This is a genomic window from Paraburkholderia sp. DD10 (assembly GCF_049177125.1).
GTDB lineage: Bacteria > Pseudomonadota > Gammaproteobacteria > Burkholderiales > Burkholderiaceae > Paraburkholderia > Paraburkholderia terricola.
The window spans coordinates 39,956-58,204 of the sequence record NZ_CP185393.1 but is presented as its reverse complement, the minus strand read 5'-3'; the positions used below and the strand labels follow the sequence as shown (position 1 = coordinate 58,204).

The following is an 18,249-nucleotide window of genomic DNA, read 5'->3' as shown; positions in this document are numbered from 1 at the left end:
GGGAGCGGCGGACGCCCTGCTATCTCGCCGTTCAACGGCCTGCGCAAGCGATACGTTCACACCGATATCTCGGTAATCTTGCCGTGCTCGAATGAAAATACCCGATTGCACATGCGCTTGACCATGTCCGGCGAGTGCGACGCCAAAACGAGAATGGCCGATTCCTCGACAACCTGAGTGAGGCGCTTTGCGGCTTTGTCGTTGAACGACGCATCGCCCACGGAGAGCCATTCATCCATGAGCACGATGTCCGACTTGACCGCGGTCGACACCGCAAATGCCAAACGCAACATCATGCCGCTCGAGTAGGTACGCACGGGCATGTTCAGGAAGTCTTCGCCGAGTTCGCTGAAAGCCGCGATTTCGTCGAGCTTTTCCTCGATCTCGGCGGGCCGCAAACCCATGATGATTCCGCGCAGAAAGATGTTCTCGTAGCCGGTCGCCTCAGGTTCCATGCCGAGAGACATGTCGATCAGCGATACGATGCTGCCTTTCACGACCAGGCGTCCGGACACTGGCGGATACACGCCCGCCAGAACCCGCAGCATGGTTGTCTTGCCCGCGCCGTTGTGCCCCACGAGACCGACCCGGTCACCCGGCCGAAGCTCGAACGAAACGTCGTCGAGGGCGCGCACGGTAACGCGGCGCCCCGCGTCGGAAGCGACCCGTCCCCCGGTCGTTGCGCTAAGCAACGATTTCCGCAGCGATCTATGCGACGCGTTGTAGATCGGGAATTCGACCAGGAGGTTCGTCGCGCGAATATAAGATTCAGTCATCAATTAATCAAAGCCAATACGCAATGCGGTCCTTGAAGCGACCTTGCAGCATTACGCCAAAAATGAGGAGGATTGCCGCCGTTGCCAGCGACCACAGCCACGACTCGACAGGAAACCTTGCCTCGATCAACGGAGCCCGGACGATCTCGATCAAATGCGCAAACGGGTTATAGGTGGCGACCCATTGATGCTGCGGACCGAGCGCCGAGGGGCGCCAGATGATCGGCGTGATATAGAACATCACCAGCATCAGGTTTTGCACGATCATCGGCATATCGCGAAAGCGCGTGCAGAACACGCTCACGATCAGCGAGGCGCCCATCATTGCCGCGCTGCCGAGCAGCAGTCCGGGCAATGCGAGCCAGGCGACCCAGGTCAACGGCGGAGCGAGCCACACCAGGACAACGATAATGATGACGCAGTTGTGCGCCAGGATAATCAGATTGCGCATCAGGATCCGCAGCAGATAAACCGCCATCGGGAAGCGGATCTGCTTGATGATGTTCTCGAACTGCGTAAAGCCCAGGCAGGCTTCATTGATCTGCGTCGAATAGAACGTCCAGACGATATTACCGACTGCAAAGAACGGCAGATAGGCGCGCACGTCGCTCTTGAAAAGCACTGACCAAAGCAGGCCCATCGTGCCGATCATGACGCCAGTCGAAAGCGTTACCCAAAACGGGCCGAGAACGGACCTTCTATAACGTTGCCGGATGTCGTACCAGGCCAGTAGCGCCCAAAGATGCGGCGTGGCCAGTGCCGCGAGAAACTCGCGAAGTCCACCGTAGCTTTTCAGGGTGTTGTCGTGTTCCATACGATTCCAGCAAATTACGAACGAGTATTGTATCTGAAGCACTTCTTCCGAAGCCGTCGCATACCAGCGCTGCAGAGCCGCTAAGGCGCCGCCGCTTCGGCTCTGAGCCCGTCGCGGATTCCGCGCGTCATCGCCGCGAGCCGTTTTGCGCGGGGCGCCACGCACAAGGTCTGAGCGACAAACGACAGCACCAGCACGCGCGTCCAGTATCTCTTCCACGGCGCGCTAACCAGCCCCGACCGGAACAAGGCAAGCGTGTTGCGGAAGAAGAAATAGTTACGTAGGGGCGCATGCACGCTCAGCTCTCTCCACCGGAACAGCCACACGCGGATAACGCGCTCGCCTATCGCATGGTGAAGCAAAGCCGCCGGCTCGCAGAACAGCCTCAAGCCCCGCGCGGCGGCTCGAAAACACCATTCCACGTCCACCTGGTCGATAAAAAACGATTCGTTCATCGGGCCCACTGCCGACAATGCCTCGATCGATATGAGCGTTCCCGAGGCGATCAGATAATCGGCTTCGATCGGTCCTGCGTCAACCGCGGGAACGGCAAATGAAGCGCGGCCCTCACGCGATCGCGCGACGGGCGCGCGCTTGCCGGTTCGACGGTCGACCGCCACCGCACCGACGGCACCCACCGGGATGCCTTGACTGGACAGTTGCTGGCGCGCTCGAAGCAGGCGCGCCACCATGCTGCCGTCGGGCACGCTGTCGTGATCGAGAAGCAGAATGTCGGTCGCGTGGTGTGCCTTGGCCAACTCCATGCCGGCGTTCTGCGCCGCAGCAACACCGGCGTTCCGCCCGAGCGGAAGGAACACGATGCGATCGTTTTCCAGAAGCGAAAACCTGGACACGTCCTCACGCGAGCCGTTATCGACCATCACCAGACCGCTGACTTGTGCAAGCGTGGCCGCGACCAGTTCGGCAAGACAAACCGCGTCCGGATTGAACGTGACGACGACCGCGAAGATGCGGCTTTCACCGGTCTGCCGCGCCGCAAGACGGTCCGCCGTTGGCTCGCTCGTTGGATCTTCGGCCATCACGCGCGCGTGACCGAACGAACCGTGTTCAGGATGAGTTCCGCCCGGTTCCTGTACGTGTGATCCGCAAGCGCACGGCGCTGTGCCGCCTGGCTATAGCGGATCGCGAGTTCGGGATCGTCGCGCAACGCGTCGACTTGCCGACGCAACTCTTCGGGGGAATCGAAGAGGAGAATCTCACCGTTATCGGGATCGAAATAGTCCAGTATCTCCAGCCCTTCGACGAACATGCACTGCACAGCGCCTGCCATTGCTGCCTCGAAGGTCCGCGGACCGGGCGTCGATGCATCGAGATTGAAGCGCTCGTTTGCAAGGTTATAGCGACGCCCGATGTTCAGCGTCACAAGCGATCTCGCCGACCAATCGGGCAGCGCGGAATTCGCAATTCGCTCATTACGGGCAAACGCGATATCGGTGGGCCAGCCATCGCCGAGCACTTCGACCTTCAAACCCGTGAGCCGCGGCGCGCAGTCGCGCAGCAACTGCTGACGGTTCGGGAATCCGACTCCGCAAAAAAACACGTCGCGGTCCTTGATGCCGCCGGTCTCGCGAAAGTGAGCGTCGCGATCAGCCGCGAGCGGGACGTGGTACGTGTGCGGGTGCTGATAATGGGTGGCGGCCCAGCGATCGTTCGAGAAAATGATGTCCGCGACGTCCAGAATCTTGTAGTGATAGTCGAATTCGTACGGATCGTCGTGCAACCAGAAACTCAGCACGGCGCCGGAGCGCGCGCAGTGGTTGCGCAGCCCATGATAGATGGAGGTCTGCGGCATACACGAGCCGAATACGACCACGAGCTGGGGCGAGAACTCCGCCGCAATCTGCTCGGCTGCTTCGAGCGAAGAAGTGCGCACCGCGGCATCCCCGAGCACCTCGCCGAAGCCGCGGCCCACGTAACCACGCAACACCGAGTTATTGTTGACGGCATCCAGCGACGCACCGCAAACCAGTACGCGTTCTATCGGCGCCATAGAATCCTCTTGCCGTGTTTAACAAAAAGCTTGAATGTCTGCACCGGTCCTCTTTCCTTATAGAACTGATAGACACGGACGGCCCTGCCGCCGCGCGGACCGGCGGGCCGCCACCGCGGAATTCGCGTCCGCCCCACCGTCTGATGGGTCCACGCATTCGATTGCAGGACGATGCCGTAGTCCTTGAGCACGGGAAGCCGTTTCGGCGGCTCATGCTGGGTCGACTGCGCGGGCAACGAACGAAGTAACGGGCTGTACACGGCGTTCAACGCTTCCACATGCGCGGTCAAGGTTTCATACAGCCCGCTTGTGATATTCGCCTTCAGCTTCGCGAGCAGATGCCGGTCTTCCGCCAATAAGCGAATGGCGTCGATCAGATCGCCTTCACTCTGCACGCGAACCTTGAGGCCGTTCACGCCATGCGACACGCGTTCACCGAGTGCGCCGATGTCGGTGACGATCGGCACGATGCCCTGCTGCCACGCTTCTGAGAGCGTCAGGCAATAGGTCTCGGGCCAGATCGATGCATGAACCGAGACTTCGCATTCGGATAAAGCCTCGGGAATGTCATCCGCGGAATATGAGCCATGCAGCGTGATGTTGGGATACCGAGCGGTATCGGTGAGTTCCTCATAGCCCAGGTTGACGCGGCCAAACACATGGAATTCGACAGGCGCATCGGCAAGGCCGGCGAATGCGTGAAGCAGAACGTCGCCCCCTTTCTCGGGCGTCAAATTGCCGAGAATCGCCACTTTCAGTGTGGGTCGGCCGCCTTGTCCGCCTTGCTCGACCTGCGTGGTTGGCCCGGACGACTTCGTCGAGTCGGCTTGCGTCGGTTGCGAAGCTCGCACGGTGGGGATTTCCCCCGCGGGCCGACCGGACGCAGTTCGGCGCGGCACGTCGTCATGAATCGGGACCGGGACTATTTTGAGCCCGCGATGCTCGCGCACTGCCGGGTAAACGTCGCTCAATATGTCGCGAGTGCCGGCGGTGTTGAACACCAATACGTCTGTTGCGCCCAGCACGCCATTCCAGAAATTCCGGCGTGTGGCCTGCGAGCCTGGCGGAATCGAATGCTTCTCCAGCAGGCAGGTGTCGCATTGCGCCAGCGAGACCTTCGGCGCGCCGCAAAAGCGCCCGTTGAATGAGATCAGATTGAACTCATTACAGAGCGGCAAGAAATCATGCGCGGTGATCGCGGTCGGCACACCCAAGCCCTTTGCCACATAAACGAGCGAAGGCACGTGGCCGATGAAATGATGAAAGTGAACCAGGTCGATCTGGTAGTCGACAAGAATCGAATAGAACGCTTGCTCGCGTTCCGCCGATGCCATCAACACCGGGCTATACCCTTCCCTGAACTTGACGCTTTTTAGCACGGTGTAATCGTGCGAAAGCAGATGGGCTTCATGGTGATGACCGCGCTCGCCAGGCACGTAGAAAAGGACATCGAACTCCTCGCGCAGCGCCGTGCGCATCCGGTCGAGATACACCTCCACTCCGCCAAAGTTGCCGCGCTCCACCATGTTGTGACAGACGAAGAGGAGCGTCTTGCGGGTCTTGCTACCGGAAGCACCGGCGGCTGCGGGCTCGTTGCCGGCACGCCATTCGACTGGCTTTGCAGGCGTGAGAAGCCGCGAGTGATCGAGGATCGTCGCAACACGCCGGTCATAGGTATGGTCGCGGAAAGCGCGCTCCCGCGCGGCTTGCGCGATGCGATTACGGTAGGGACGATCGTTGACCAGCACCGTGGCTTTCTCGATGAATTCGCGCTCGGTGTCGAAAAACAGGATCTCCTGCTCGGGAGCAAACGAGTGCGCAACCTCCGCCAGCGAACCATGGACGAGTTGCGCTCCGCCCGCTAGCGCCGCTTCGAACAGGCGCGGAGGTGGCGTCTCGGCAAAATCGCGCGTACCCGAAGCTGAAAATTTACGCGGCAAGACGACCGTCGCCGCGCTGTGATTCACAAAGCGCCCGAAGTCGACCGGCGACGTTCGCCATGACAACATGCTCTCGGGCATGTCGACGTCGCGCGGCGGCAGATGTTCGTTGGTCGGCAGCGCAAGCTTGAAACGCCAGTTGGGGGGTATGTCTCTCAATACCGAGCGAACGAACGCCGTGCGATTGGGCCATGCCGTCCCGGCGAAAAACAGCTCGTACCGCAGCGGCTTGTCGGCCGGAATCACGGCGTGGTCGTGAAACTCGGTTGCCCCCGCGAGCGGCAGATGACGTCCCTTGGGACCGTAGTTGTCGACACTGGCCGAATCGTTGGTGAAGACAAGATCGAACAGCTTCGAATGACGACCGTTGACATCGATCTCGTAAGGATCTTCCGTGACCCAGAGGACGGAACGGCCACACAACGTGGATAAACGCTCGCAGAGAATCGCGTCGAGTTCCTCGCCGTCGAAAGCAACGAACAGATTGCAGCGATGCTCGTGCGCGACGCTCAGCGCATCGAGCGGATCGGCCTTCCTGACAAACTCGACATCGGGATTGCGCTCGAACGCGCTACCCAGCGCGATACAAATATAGTGGTTCGGATTTCGATACTTCGTATCGAGCAACACGATGCGAAATTTGTCAGCTTGCATGTTTTCCTAACATCAGTTCAAACGCGGCACGCCACGCCCTCAGTGCCCCAGCCCAAGCGGTCGCTATACGAGCGCCAGCTACGCGTCGCGCAGCAGACGGCTGAATTGACCACTCCTCGTTCTTCGATTACCCTCGCTCTCGATCCCGACAGGAATTCCCAGTAGTGTCAAACCGAACTTCAGCCGTCATTGTCACCTACGAACCGGAAGCCGAAGCGCTTCTGCGTCTTGCGAAGCATCTTGCGCCGCAGGTTCAAGCGGTGTTCATCATCGACAACGCGTCCAGCAATTTCCCGGCATGGAATGCAGCGCTCGAACCCGTCGTGACCGGCATCATCCGCCTGTCGTCGAACAATGGAATCTCAGCGGCTCTGAATCGCGGCTTCACCGCCGTTCAGACGCACACGACGAGTGAGTTCTGCGCACTGTTCGATCAGGACAGCACCCCGCTCGACGACATGATCCAGCGGCTCGAAACACATGCCGACCAACTCGCGTCGCGCGCCCCGTTTGCGCAGATCGGCCCGTACTTCTTCGAGACCAACCGCGGCTATTACCTGCCGTTTATCGAGTTCCATCATGGTTTCCCGCGCCGCAAGCGTGACGATGGCGGGCCGAGAGTCACGACAGCCGACTATCTCATCACGTCGGGCGCACTGATATCACTCGCCGCGATTACGAAAGTCGGTCCAATGGACGAAGACCTGTTTATCGACTACGTGGATATCGAATGGGGCTTGCGGGCGAAGGCGAAAGGCTATCAAAGCTATGGCGCCTACGACGTCACGATGACGCATACCATTGGCGAAAAGGCGCTTGAAGTCGCAACCGTTCGCCTCGCGGTTCACAAGCCGATCCGACGTTACTACTACTATCGCAACGCATTGCTGCTTTGCCGCCGCCCTTACATTTCACTCAGCTGGAAAGTCAACGAACTGTGCAGGCTAGCGATCAAATTCGTTATCTTCGCCCTGCTGTCCAGTCGCCGGCGTGAAGACATCGTAATGATGAGCAAGGGTATCTGCGACGGTCTTCGCGGCAAAGGCGGCAAGCTCGATTAAGAACGCACGAGTGAGTCGAGACTCAGCCGCAACGCGTCTTCCCATTCCGGCGCCTTGACTCCGAACGTCGCATACAGCTTATCGTTCGACATCCGCGAATTGGCCGGGCGTGCGGCGGGCGTTGGATAGGAAGCGGCGGGAATCGGCTTGACCGTGGGCTTTTTCGCCAACGTCGAGTTGTCGAAGATCGCTTGCGCAAAACCATGCCACGACGTTGCGCCTGAAGCCGTGAGGTGATACACGCCGGAGTTCCGCTTCCACCAGTCGTCGGGATCACCTACTACTGATTGCGACAGTACATTCGACGTCAACGTTGCGATGGTGTTCGACCATGTCGGCGCACCGATCTGGTCGGCCACCACGCTCAGTTCATCGCGCTCCGCGCCGAGGCGCAGCATCGTCAGCAGAAAATTCTTGCCGCGCGTGCCGTACACCCAGCTCGTGCGGAAAATCAGATGCGAGCAGCCGGAAGCCGCGATCGCCTGTTCGCCGGCAAGCTTGCTCTTGCCGTACACGTTCTGAGGATTGACCGCGTCGTCTTCGACATAAGCGCCGATCTTCGTGCCGTCGAAGACGTAGTCGGTTGAATAATGAACCAACGCCGCGTTCAATCGCCTGGCTTCTTCCGCCAGAACCGCGGGCGCCTCCGCGTTCAGGCGCATTGCCAGATCGGGTTCGCTTTCCGCTTTATCGACAGCCGTGTGCGCGGCGGGATTGACGATCAACGTCGGCTTGACTTCCCGCACGACGCTCCTCACCTGATCGAGATTGCCAAGGTCGAGACGGCCGCGATCGAGCGCGACAACCCGACCCAGACCCTGAAGGCTGCGCGCCAGTTCAAAGCCGACCTGGCCATTCACGCCAGTCAGCAGGATAGTCGCGGGTTTCCGTGTAGTCATTCAACCATCCTCACGCGAAATGCTCGGCATCGGCCAACCGCTTGCCCGCCGCATCCTTCGCGGCCAGCAACGGCTCGGCGTCGATCGGCCACTCGATGCCGATCGCCGGATCGTTCCAGACGATGCTGCGCTCGTGCTCGGGGAACCAGTAGTCGGTGGTCTTGTAGAGAAACTGCGCGGACTCCGACAACACCACGAAACCGTGCGCGAAACCCGGCGGCACCCACAGTTGCCGGTGGTTGTCCACCGAGAGCGTCACGCCCACCCACTTGCCGAAATTCGGCGAGCTCCTGCGGATGTCGACGGCCACGTCGAACACCTCGCCTTCCACCACGCGCACGAGCTTGCCCTGCGCATGCTGGATCTGGTAGTGCAGCCCGCGCAACACACCCTTCGCCGAGCGCGAATGGTTGTCCTGCACGAACGTCACGCCGGCTTCCACGTGTTCGGCAAACTCCAGCGCATTAAAGCTCTCGTAGAAATAGCCGCGCGCATCACCGAACACCTTCGGCTCGATGATCTTCACTTCAGGCAGCGCCGTAGCGGTTACTTGGATGGCCATGCGACTTGATCCGTAAGAATGTTTTGCAGATATTGCCCGTAGGCGTTCTTCGCGAGCGGCCTGGCGAGCGTCAGCAACTGCTCGCCGTCGATCCACTGCTGGCGGTAGGCAATCTCCTCCGGACAGGCGACCACGAGGCCCTGGCGCTTCTGCAGCGTCGCGATGAAGGTCGCCGCCTCGATCAGCGAATCGTGCGTGCCGGTGTCGAGCCACGCATAGCCGCGCCCCATGATTTCGACATTGAGCGCGGCGTCCGCCAGATAACGCGAGTTGACATCGGTGATTTCAAGCTCGCCGCGCGGCGACGGCTTGATGTCCGCGGCGATATCGCACACCCGCCTGTCGTAGAAGTAGAGACCCGTAACCGCGTAGTTCGAGCGCGGCTTGAGCGGCTTCTCCTCGATCGAGAGCGCGCGGAACTGCTTGTCGAATTCGACCACGCCGTATCGCTCGGGATCGTGCACGTGATAGGCGAACACGGTCGCGCCATGATCCTGCTGATCGGCGCGCTCCAGCTGCTTCGCGAGATCGTGGCCGTAGAAAATGTTGTCGCCGAGAATCAGCGCCGACGGATCGTTGCCCACGAAATCACGGCCGATGATGAACGCCTGCGCGAGGCCGTCCGGCGAAGGCTGAACCGCGTACTGGATGTTCATGCCCCACTGGCTGCCGTCGCCGAGCATGGCTTCGAAGCGCGGCGTGTCCTGCGGCGTGGAGATGATCAGCACGTCGCGGATGCCCGCCACCATCAGCGTGGACAGCGGGTAGTAGATCATCGGCTTGTCGTACACCGGCAGCAGCTGCTTGGAAACGACGTGCGTGATCGGATACAGGCGTGTGCCCGATCCGCCCGCGAGAATAATGCCTTTGCGCGCCATTGCCGTGCCCTTACGCGCGCTGCGCGTAGTTGGTTTCAACCCACTTGCGGTATTCACCCGACGCCACTTCGTCGGACCACTCCTGATTGTCCAGATACCACTGAACCGTTTTGGCGAGGCCCGTCTCGAACGTTTCCGCCGGCTTCCAGCCGAGTTCGCGCTCGAGCTTGCGGGCGTCGATCGCATAACGGCGGTCGTGGCCGGGACGATCCTTCACATAGGTGATCTGGTCGCGATACGAGCCGCCCGCCTTCGGACGCAGTCGATCGAGCAGGTCGCACAACGTGTGCACCACGTCGAGATTCTTCTTCTCGTTCCAGCCGCCGATGTTGTACGTCTCCCCCGGCGTGCCGCGCGCGAGCACTTCGCGGATCGCGCTGCAATGGTCGCCGACGTACAGCCAGTCGCGCACGTTCTGGCCGTCGCCGTACACCGGCAGGGGCTTGCCGCCGAGCGCGTTGGCGATCATCAGCGGGATCAGCTTCTCGGGGAACTGGTACGGACCGTAGTTGTTCGAGCAGTTCGTGGTGAGCACCGGCAGACCATACGTGTGATGGTAGGCGCGCACCAGATGGTCGGAACCGGCCTTGGTCGCCGAGTACGGGCTATTCGGCGCGTACGGCGTGGTTTCGGAGAATTGCGGATCGGTGGCGGAGAGCGAGCCGAACACTTCGTCGGTGGAGACGTGCAGGAAACGGAAGGCGGCCTTCTCATCGCCGGCCAGCGTGTTCCAGTAGCTGCGGGCGGCTTCGAGCAACGTGAACGTGCCGACCACGTTGGTCTGCACGAAATCAGCGGGGCCGTGAATCGAACGGTCCACGTGGCTTTCGGCGGCGAAGTGCAGCACGGCACGCGGCTTGTGTTCGGCAAGGAGCGCGTCGAGCGCGGCGCGATCGCAGATGTCCGCGCGCACGAAGACATGTTTGGGATTGCCCTGTTGCGACTTGAGCGTACCCAGATTGCCGGCGTAGGTCAGCTTGTCTACATTCAGCACCGCTTCGTCCGACGCGTTGAGCCAGTCGAGCACGAAATTGGCGCCGATAAAGCCGGCACCGCCCGTTACCAGGATCATGAAATTCCCTTCTAGATGTTAGTGGCAGGTCGGAATCGGTTCGCCGGCCTGCCACACCTCGCAGTGTGATGTCCGATTCTCGTGACGCCCGCGCCGCCTTGCTGCACGGCGAGCAGGCGTTCAGACGCCAATCTTATGAAGCCCCGATTATAAAGCCGCTCGGGGCAAAAACTAGCGCCCTAACAACTTGAAACAGCTTGACAGGTTTGGTTTCGGATGATCTGGAGTGCGACTATTTCGGCGTAAGGTCGTGCCGAGTGTCGTGGAGCGCCGCGAGACAGCCGCAGCGTCCGGGGGAGACAGCGTGCGGAATATGCGGTGAGAGCAAGTCAGTGTGTGCGCATGGCGTGCGCCGGGTGGACACCGCGTTCAGCGCGTGCGCACGAATGGCAACGGACTGGCGCGAATGCCGCCGCTCAAGCCGCTCAAGCCGCTTAAGCGGCCAGCATCCAGCGCAGCGTATCCATGAACGGAATCGCCTCGACCTTCGGCACCAGCGAGCGCAGCTTGGCCGGCGAACCCGCCAGCATTTTCACGTCGGTGTGTCGCACGAACGCGGGATTGACCCGCACCTCGAGTTCGTGCCCGGTGAGATCGCTCGCCGCCGACAGAATGTCGCGCAGCGTATAAGGCGTGCCGGTGCAGACATTGACCGTTTCGGCAGCGGCCTCGGAATCGAGCAAGGCTTCATAAGCGCTTGCCACATAGCGCACGTCCGAGAAATCGCGTGCAACGTCGATATTGCCGAGTTCGATCGAGGGTTCACGCCGCGCGAAGTGCTCGACGATCTTCGGCACGAGGAAGTTCGACGCCTGCCCGCGACCGGTATAGTTGAACGGCCGCACGATCAGGATCGGCAGCCGGTCGAACCACGTCCGCACCATTGTTTCCATTGCCGCCTTGCTGGCGGCATAGTGGTTGACGGGCGTGACCGGAAAGCTCTCGTCGATGGCGTCGCTCGTCACATTGCCATATACGTTCGCGCTGCTCGCGATCAGCAGCTTGCGCGGCGTATGACCGACGGCCGAGCAGGCCTCGAGCAGATTGAGCGTGCCGATTACATTGACGCGGTAAAAGTCGAGCGGATCGTTATGACCCACGAAGCTGATCGCGGCGAGGTGCACGATGTAGTCGGGCCGCGCCGTTTCGATCACGCGCCGGCACGCATCCGGCGACGTGATGTCGAGACGCAGGCGCGTGGGCGTTTCCGGCTCGTCGCGCCCGGCGATCGTTTCGATCACCGTATGCCCGCGGCCGAGCAGGTTGTCGACCAGATAACGGCCAGTGAAGCCGCTCGCCCCGGTGACGAGCGTGCGGATGGGTTGCTTCGCATGAGAGGTCGACATGCTTTCTCCGTTCACGAGGTCATCCTGTTGTGCCGCAATATCGCGTGGGCGCCAGCGCTGTGCCCTTCCGGCTGCGCCTGACGGCGCATGGCGCGATGCCCGCGCTTCAAACGGGCTATTATGTCACGCTACGATGTTGCACTGCCCACCGCGCCACGTCGCATGCGTAACCGCATGTATCAAACTGCACCGAATCCCTCGATGACACCCTTGAGCACTTCCAGCGCCCACTCCGCTTCCCAGCCGCACCCGCCACCGCTCGCCTTCGGCGACCTGCAAGGCTGCCGCACGCCGTTCCAGCGGCTGTTGGCCAAGGCCGCGCCGCCGGCGGGCACGCCGCTGTGGTTCGCCGGCGACCTGATCAATCGCGGGACGGAATCGCTCGCCACACTGCGCGACGTCATCGCGATGGGTGAGCTCGCCGTGCCGGTGCTGGGCAATCACGATCTGCATTTGCTGTCGGTGTCGGCGGGAATTCGCAAGTCGAGGAAAGGCGACACGATCGACGAAATCCTCGCCGCGCCGGACGCCCCCGAACTGCTCGAATGGATTCGCCACCGCCCGCTCGCGCACTTCGACAACGGCATGCTGATGGTGCACGCGGGCGTCCTGCCGCAGTGGGACGCGGACCTCACGATGGAACTCGCCGACGAATTGCAGCGCGCGCTGCGCGCGCCGAGCTGGAAGGAAACGCTCGCCGGTTTGTACGGCAACGAGCCGAACCGCTGGACGCCCAACCTGAAGGGCATCACCCGCTTGCGGCTGACGTGCAGCGCGTTGACACGCATCCGTTTCTGCACCGCCGATGGCGCGATGGATTTCAGCACGAGCGGCGGCCTGAACGCCGCGCCGCCGGGTTGCCTGCCGTGGTTCGACGTGCCGTCGCGCAAAACCGCCGACGTCACCGTGGTGTTCGGCCATTGGGCCGCAGTCGGCTTGACCTTGCGCGACAACCTGATCGGACTCGACTCCGGCTGCGTATGGGGCGAAAAGCTGTCGGCCGTGCGCCTCGCGCCCAATCCCGCCGAGCGCACGCTGACGCAGGTCGATTGCGAGCCTTGCCGCGAGGCTGGCACCGGTAATTGAGCCGGTTGTGCCTGGCAAGAACCGCCGGCTCATCGCGGCGCAACGATCCGTCTGTCGGCCGAAGCGACTGACCGTTACGCCGAGCGGCCCTGCTGGTCGATTGGCTCTTCGACCAGCGCATGCGCCGCGGCAGGCGTTGCGGCTTCCTCGGCACACACGGCACCGGCGCTCGCCGTGCCGCTTTGCATTTCCCGCAACGCAGCCGCAATGACCGCTTCCGCTTCGGCCGCCAGCGTGCGCCGGTCGGCGCCCGGCGCCAGCGGCGCACCCACATACACATGCGCGGTCAAGGGTCCGCCGCGCAACAGCAGGTTCAGCGAATCCGCCAGCGACAGATCGTCGATATAGGCGGGCGCGGTGGATTGCCGGCCCTGCGCGTCCTCGTACATGATGCACAGCGGCTGCACCGGCGCCGAGGCCGATACCGCCGCCTGAAACATGTTCGCGTGAAACGGCAGCAGCGCGAGTCCATTGGACGTCGTGCCTTCGGGGAACACGCACATCAGTTCACCGGCGCTCAAGCGGTCGGCGAGCTCATGCATGATCCGCTTCGCGTCGCTGCGCTTCTCGCGCTGGATGAACACCGTGTCCAATTGCTGCGCGAGCCAGCCCACCAGCGGCCAATTGCGAATCTCCGCCTTGGACACGAACGGCGTGGGCCGCCACGCATTGATCACGTAGATGTCGATCCACGAGATGTGATTGGCGACCACCAGCGCGCCGCAGTCGAGGCGCGCACCGTCGTTATGCACGACGAGCCGCATGCCGCACAAACGCAGCATTTTCAGCGACCATGCGCGATTGAGCGCATGACGCCGGTCCGGGCCGGCTTTAGGAAAGCGCGTCGCGACGATCCACATGCCGTGCAGCAGATGCGCGATGAGACGGGCCTTGCGTAACGCGAGCTTCATGTCGGAGCTTTCCGTAACGGGCAATGCCGCGGATGTTAGCGCTGTTCGAACGCGATGCGGCCGGACACGATGGTCGCCCGCACGCGCGCCGGCAGTTCATAGCCGAGGAACGGCGTGTTGTGCCCCTGGCTCTTCAGCGCGCGCGGTTCCACGAGCCAATGCGCGTGGCGGTCGAACACGCACAGGTCCGCCGCGCCGCCCACCGCGATGCGGCCCGCGGCTTCCAGGTTCAGCACATCGGCCGGCGCCGCAGTGATGCGGTTGAACGCCTTCGCGAGCGGCAAGCCCGCTTCGTCGGCCCATTTCACCGTCAGCGACAGCAATAGTTCGAGACCCGTCGCGCCCGGCGTGGCTTCGGCGAACGGCAGCAGCTTTTCGTCGTCGTCCACCGGGGTGTGGTCGGAGCAGATCGCGTCGATCGTGCCGTCGACGAGTCCCGCGCGGATCGCGTCGCGATCGCGTTGCTGGCGCAGCGGCGGATCGAGCCGGTACTGGGCGTCGAAATAGCCGATGTCGAGGTCGATCAGGTGCACGTGGTTCACGGTGACGTCGCATGACACCGGCAAGCCCTCGGCCTTGGCGGCGCGTACCAGCGCAATGCCCGCCGCCGACGACACATGCGACAGATGCACCCGCGCGCCGGTCACGCGCACGAGTTCGAAAATGGTATGCAGCGCGATGGTTTCCGCCGACACCGGCACGCCCGAGAGCCCGAGGCGCGACGCCAACGCGCCGCTCGCGGCCACGCCGCCCTTGCCGAGATAGGCATCGACGGGACGCAGCCATACGCTGTAGCCGTAGGTCCTCGCGTATTGCAGCGCGCGCATCAGCACCTGCGTGTCGACCACCGGCACGTCGGCCTGCGAAAAGCCGATGCAGCCCGCTTCCGTCAGTTCGACCATCTCGGTGATTACCTGGCCCTTGAGACCGACGGTCAATGCGCCAAGCGGATAGACGTGCGCCTGATCGAGATTGCGCGCGCGAAACTTGAGCATCTCGACGAGGCCCGGTTCATCGAGCGTCGGATCGGTGTCCGGCAGGCACACGAGACTGGTCACGCCGCCCGCGAGCGCCGCGGCCATTTCCGATTCGAGCGTGGCCTTGTGCTCATAGCCCGGCTCGCGCAAGCGCGCGGCAAGGTCGACCAGGCCCGGCGCGATCGAAAGACCTTTTGCGTCGATGGTTTTCTCGGCCTGGAAATCGGCAGGCGCGTTGCCGATCGCGGCGATCTTGCCCGCCGCGATAAAAATGTCTTGCTGTTGTTCGGTGCCCGCTGCCGGATCGATCAGCGTGCCGCCTTGAATATGAATCTTCATGCGCTGCCTTGTGTTCAGTGTTCAGCCAGGTTTCGCGTGACTTGCCGCGGGTTCGCACGCTGCCGTGCCGTCGTGCTGACGGCGCGCCGTGACACCCGTTGCGTGACCGCGCTCGAAACCGGCAAGTTCAATCGTGATTGCCCGCGACGATGCCCATCACCGCCATGCGCACCGCGATGCCGAACGTCACTTGATTCAGGATCACCGACTGCGGACCGTCGGCCACCTGCGAATCGATTTCGACGCCGCGATTCATCGGGCCGGGGTGCATCACGATCGCATCGGGCTTCGCGAGCGCGAGGCGCTCCGGCGTCAAGCCCCAGCTCTTGAAATACTCCTGCGCCGAGGGCAGCAGCGCGCCGCTCATCCGCTCGTTTTGCAGACGCAGCATGATGATGACGTCGACGTCCTTCAAGCCTTCGTCGAGATTGTGGAACACGCGCACGCCCATCTGTTCGAGCCCGCCCGGCAACAGCGTGCGCGGACCGATCGCGCGCACTTCCGGCACGCCGAGGGTGGTCAACGCATGAATGTCGGAGCGCGCGACCCGCGAATGCAGAATGTCGCCGACGATCGCCACCCGCAGATTGGTGAAGTCCTTCTTGTAGTGGCGGATCGTGTACATGTCGAGCAGCCCTTGCGTGGGGTGCGCGTGACGGCCGTCGCCGGCATTGATCACGTGCACGTGCGGCGCGCAATGCTGGGCGATCAGATACGGCGCGCCGCTCGATGCGTGACGCACGACGAACATATCGGCATGCATCGCCGAGAGGTTGTTGATCGTGTCGAGCAGCGATTCGCCCTTGCTCGTGGACGACGCGTTGATGTTCAGATTCAGCACGTCCGCCGACAACCGCGTGGCGGCGATCTCGAAGGTGGTGCGGGTGCGCGTGGAGTTCTCGAAGAACAGATTGAACACCGACTTGCCGCGCAGGAGCGGCACCTTTTTCACTTCGCGATCGGTCACGCTGACGAACTGCTCGGCGGTATCGAGAATGTGATTGACGATCGCCTTCGGCAAGCCCTCGATCGACAACAGATGTTTGAGCTCGCCGTTTTTCGTGAGCTGCGGGTTGCCCTTCAGGAAGCCATGACGGAAGCGCTCGGTGGCGCTATCGGCTGGATCCTTCGGAGCCTGAGTGGCGGTGTTCATGGGTGTACCTGCTTCAAATACGGGCTTCAACGTGATCGATGTCGATGCGGACTGCTTGCGTGGTTTTCGGCTACGCCGGCCCTTTGCGCGAAACGCGGTGCGCCCGCGGGTAGTCAATGACGGTTTCGCGCAGCGTGCAAAGCCGCGTTCAGTCGACGCGTGCCTCGGTGTGAAAAGTGAAACGCTGCTGCCCCGCCGCGCCGCCCTCTTCGCGAGCCAGCACGAGCGTCGCGTCGGCGGGCACGTTCACCGTGCCGCCGACAAAGCGCGCCGCCACCGGCAACTCGCGTCCGCCGCGATCGGCCAGCACCGCCAGTTCGACCGACGCCGGACGGCCATAGTCGTATAGCTCGTTCAGCGCGGCGCGAATGGTGCGGCCGGTGTAGAGCACGTCGTCCACCAGCACGATGCGGGACTGGTCGACCGGGAACGGCAGCGAGGTCGGGCTCGCCTGCGAGTGCAGGCCTTTTTTCGCGTAGTCGTCGCGATGCAGCGCGACGTTCACCACGCCGAAGCTCGGCAGGTTCAGATCGCGCGCGAGCCGCTCGGCGAGCCATGCGCCGCCGCTATAGATGCCGGCCAGCACGGCGCCTTGCGCACCGTCTTGCCCCGCGCCGAGCTTCTCGCCATATACGGCGCGAATCTGCTCGAGCAACGCGCGATAAAGCGCTTCGGCGTCAATGGAACTCATGATCGTCGGAAAGTCCGTCTAGATATTGCTGGAGGATGATGCTGGCGGCTTCGGCGTCGAGCATGTCGGCGCGGCCGTTGCCGGCGCGGATTCCCGCCTTCGCCTCGACCGACGAATAGCGCTCGTCGACCCACGTCACCGGCAGGTTGAAGCGACCGTTAAGCTGATTGCCGAAGCGCTTCGCAAGCTGGGTCATTTCATGGGGCGTGCCGTCGGGATGCATCGGCAAGCCGACCACCAACGCGTTGGGCTTCCACTCGGCGATCAACTTGCCGACCGCCTCGAACCGGTATTCGCGGCTGCGGTTCGGCACGATCACGAGCGGCCGCGCGTGGCGCGTCAGCGAATTGCCGACGGCCACGCCGATGCGTTTTTCACCATAGTCGAACGCAAGCAGCGTCGCCTCACGTCCGGCCGGCAGGTTCATGCGTGGCCCGCCTCGCCCGACAGCATGGACAGCGAAATGCCGAGCAGCGCGAGCGCGGCTTCGAGACGCTCTTCGGCGGGCACGTCGAAGACGATTTTCGGGTCGGCTTCCACTGTGAGCCAGCCGTTCTTCGAAATTTCTTCCTCGAGCTGGCCCGCGCCCCAGCCGGCGTGGCCGAGCGTGAGCAGGAAACGTTCCGGACCGGTGCCGCTCGCGACGGCTTCGAGCACGTCTTTCGATGTGGTCATCTCGAGCCCGCCCGGCACCGACATCGACGAGGTGTACACGTTGCCGTCTTTCGGATCGTGCAGCACGAAGCCGCGCTCGGTTTGCACCGGACCGCCGAAATACACGGGCACGTGAAGAAGGGGTTCGATCTCGAGCTTGAGATCGATGCGACTGAAGAGCGCTTCGAGGTCGATATCGGTCGGCCGGTTGATCACGAGACCGAGCGCGCCGCGCTCACTGTGATCGCAAAGGTAGACCACCGTTCCCGAAAACGTCGGATCGGCCATGTTCGGCATGGCGATCAGGAACTGGTTGGTCAGATTGATGCGATCGTTACTCTTGGACATAGTTCGGATTTTAGCAAAGACGATGCAGTGTGGCGGGCTTTGAGCATGGGACCGCGATGTGCGCGATGCAGTGCGCC

General features: G+C 62.4%; 18 protein-coding genes. 2 read left to right on the top strand and 16 right to left on the bottom strand.

What is annotated here, in order from left to right; genetic code table 11:
• Window positions 1-56: 56 nt before the first annotated feature.
• The 5 genes from ACOCG7_RS15640 to ACOCG7_RS15620 all read right to left on the bottom strand — a co-directional run bounded on the left by ACOCG7_RS15640 (window position 57) and on the right by ACOCG7_RS15620 (window position 6,195).
• Window positions 57-776, bottom strand: a complete 720-nt coding sequence (locus ACOCG7_RS15640; RefSeq protein WP_027801963.1) for an ABC transporter ATP-binding protein — start codon at window positions 774-776, stop codon at window positions 57-59.
• A gap of 7 nt (window positions 777-783) precedes the next feature.
• Window positions 784-1,590 (bottom strand): ABC transporter permease, encoded by an 807-nt coding sequence (locus ACOCG7_RS15635; RefSeq protein WP_083085726.1) that lies wholly within the window; start codon window positions 1,588-1,590, stop codon window positions 784-786.
• 80 nt (window positions 1,591-1,670) lie between these two features.
• Entirely contained in the window at window positions 1,671-2,630 is a 960-nt protein-coding gene (locus ACOCG7_RS15630; protein ID WP_114161960.1) for a glycosyltransferase family 2 protein, read from the bottom strand.
• The gene (locus ACOCG7_RS15625) at window positions 2,630-3,601 is read right to left on the bottom strand and encodes a CgeB family protein (RefSeq protein ID WP_114161959.1); all 972 of its coding nucleotides are present in this window, start codon (window positions 3,599-3,601) and stop codon (window positions 2,630-2,632) included. The genes ACOCG7_RS15630 and ACOCG7_RS15625 overlap by 1 nt, the downstream gene beginning before the upstream one ends.
• Complete coding sequence (locus ACOCG7_RS15620; protein WP_161553680.1) at window positions 3,589-6,195, bottom strand: glycosyltransferase family protein; 2,607 nt, start codon at window positions 6,193-6,195, stop codon at window positions 3,589-3,591. Before ACOCG7_RS15620 ends, ACOCG7_RS15625 begins: the two co-directional genes overlap by 13 nt.
• 164 nt (window positions 6,196-6,359) lie before the next feature.
• On the opposite strand from ACOCG7_RS15620, the gene ACOCG7_RS15615 reads away from it, so the two are divergent.
• Window positions 6,360-7,256 carry a glycosyltransferase family 2 protein gene (locus tag ACOCG7_RS15615; protein ID WP_083085722.1) on the top strand — a complete coding sequence of 299 codons (897 nt, stop codon included), beginning with the start codon at window positions 6,360-6,362 and terminating at the stop codon, window positions 7,254-7,256.
• Here ACOCG7_RS15615 and rfbD read toward each other — a convergent pair.
• The 5 genes from rfbD to ACOCG7_RS15590 form a co-directional block, all read right to left on the bottom strand.
• A complete protein-coding gene (gene rfbD / locus ACOCG7_RS15610; protein WP_114161958.1) occupies window positions 7,253-8,155 on the bottom strand; it encodes a dTDP-4-dehydrorhamnose reductase in 903 nt (300 codons plus the stop codon). The two genes, ACOCG7_RS15615 and rfbD, sit on opposite strands and share 4 nt — an antisense overlap.
• A 10-nt stretch (window positions 8,156-8,165) precedes the next feature.
• Window positions 8,166-8,717: a dTDP-4-dehydrorhamnose 3,5-epimerase gene (gene rfbC / locus ACOCG7_RS15605; protein WP_073428795.1), complete on the bottom strand. Its 552-nt coding sequence runs from the start codon at window positions 8,715-8,717 to the stop codon at window positions 8,166-8,168.
• Window positions 8,702-9,595: a glucose-1-phosphate thymidylyltransferase RfbA gene (rfbA, locus tag ACOCG7_RS15600; protein WP_073428794.1), complete on the bottom strand. Its 894-nt coding sequence runs from the start codon at window positions 9,593-9,595 to the stop codon at window positions 8,702-8,704. The genes rfbC and rfbA overlap by 16 nt, the downstream gene beginning before the upstream one ends.
• Before the next feature lie 10 nt (window positions 9,596-9,605).
• Window positions 9,606-10,667 (bottom strand): dTDP-glucose 4,6-dehydratase, encoded by a 1,062-nt coding sequence (rfbB, locus tag ACOCG7_RS15595; protein ID WP_114161957.1) that lies wholly within the window; start codon window positions 10,665-10,667, stop codon window positions 9,606-9,608.
• A gap of 434 nt (window positions 10,668-11,101) precedes the next feature.
• On the bottom strand, window positions 11,102-12,013 hold the full coding sequence (locus ACOCG7_RS15590; RefSeq protein ID WP_083085717.1) for a GDP-mannose 4,6-dehydratase: 912 nt from the start codon (window positions 12,011-12,013) through the stop codon (window positions 11,102-11,104).
• 201 nt (window positions 12,014-12,214) lie between these two features.
• Between ACOCG7_RS15590 and ACOCG7_RS15585 the strand changes: the two genes are divergently transcribed.
• Window positions 12,215-13,099: a symmetrical bis(5'-nucleosyl)-tetraphosphatase gene (locus ACOCG7_RS15585; protein ID WP_114161956.1), complete on the top strand. Its 885-nt coding sequence runs from the start codon at window positions 12,215-12,217 to the stop codon at window positions 13,097-13,099.
• Between the two features lie 74 nt (window positions 13,100-13,173).
• Here ACOCG7_RS15585 and ACOCG7_RS15580 read toward each other — a convergent pair whose 3' ends face one another.
• The 6 genes from ACOCG7_RS15580 to ACOCG7_RS15555 form a co-directional block, all read right to left on the bottom strand.
• Window positions 13,174-14,010, bottom strand: a complete 837-nt coding sequence (locus ACOCG7_RS15580) for a lysophospholipid acyltransferase family protein (RefSeq protein WP_114161955.1) — start codon at window positions 14,008-14,010, stop codon at window positions 13,174-13,176.
• Between the two features lie 35 nt (window positions 14,011-14,045).
• A complete protein-coding gene (locus tag ACOCG7_RS15575) occupies window positions 14,046-15,326 on the bottom strand; it encodes a dihydroorotase (protein WP_114161954.1) in 1,281 nt (426 codons plus the stop codon).
• A 127-nt stretch (window positions 15,327-15,453) separates the two neighbouring features.
• Entirely contained in the window at window positions 15,454-16,479 is a 1,026-nt protein-coding gene (locus ACOCG7_RS15570) for an aspartate carbamoyltransferase catalytic subunit (RefSeq protein ID WP_073431382.1), read from the bottom strand.
• Window positions 16,480-16,627: 148 nt separating this feature from the next.
• Window positions 16,628-17,170: a bifunctional pyr operon transcriptional regulator/uracil phosphoribosyltransferase PyrR gene (gene pyrR, locus ACOCG7_RS15565; protein WP_114161953.1), complete on the bottom strand. Its 543-nt coding sequence runs from the start codon at window positions 17,168-17,170 to the stop codon at window positions 16,628-16,630.
• Entirely contained in the window at window positions 17,157-17,597 is a 441-nt protein-coding gene (gene ruvX, locus ACOCG7_RS15560) for a Holliday junction resolvase RuvX (RefSeq protein WP_073431380.1), read from the bottom strand. The genes pyrR and ruvX overlap by 14 nt, the downstream gene beginning before the upstream one ends.
• A complete protein-coding gene (locus tag ACOCG7_RS15555; RefSeq protein WP_073431379.1) occupies window positions 17,594-18,172 on the bottom strand; it encodes a YqgE/AlgH family protein in 579 nt (192 codons plus the stop codon). The genes ruvX and ACOCG7_RS15555 overlap by 4 nt, the downstream gene beginning before the upstream one ends.
• Window positions 18,173-18,249 lie beyond the last annotated feature (77 nt).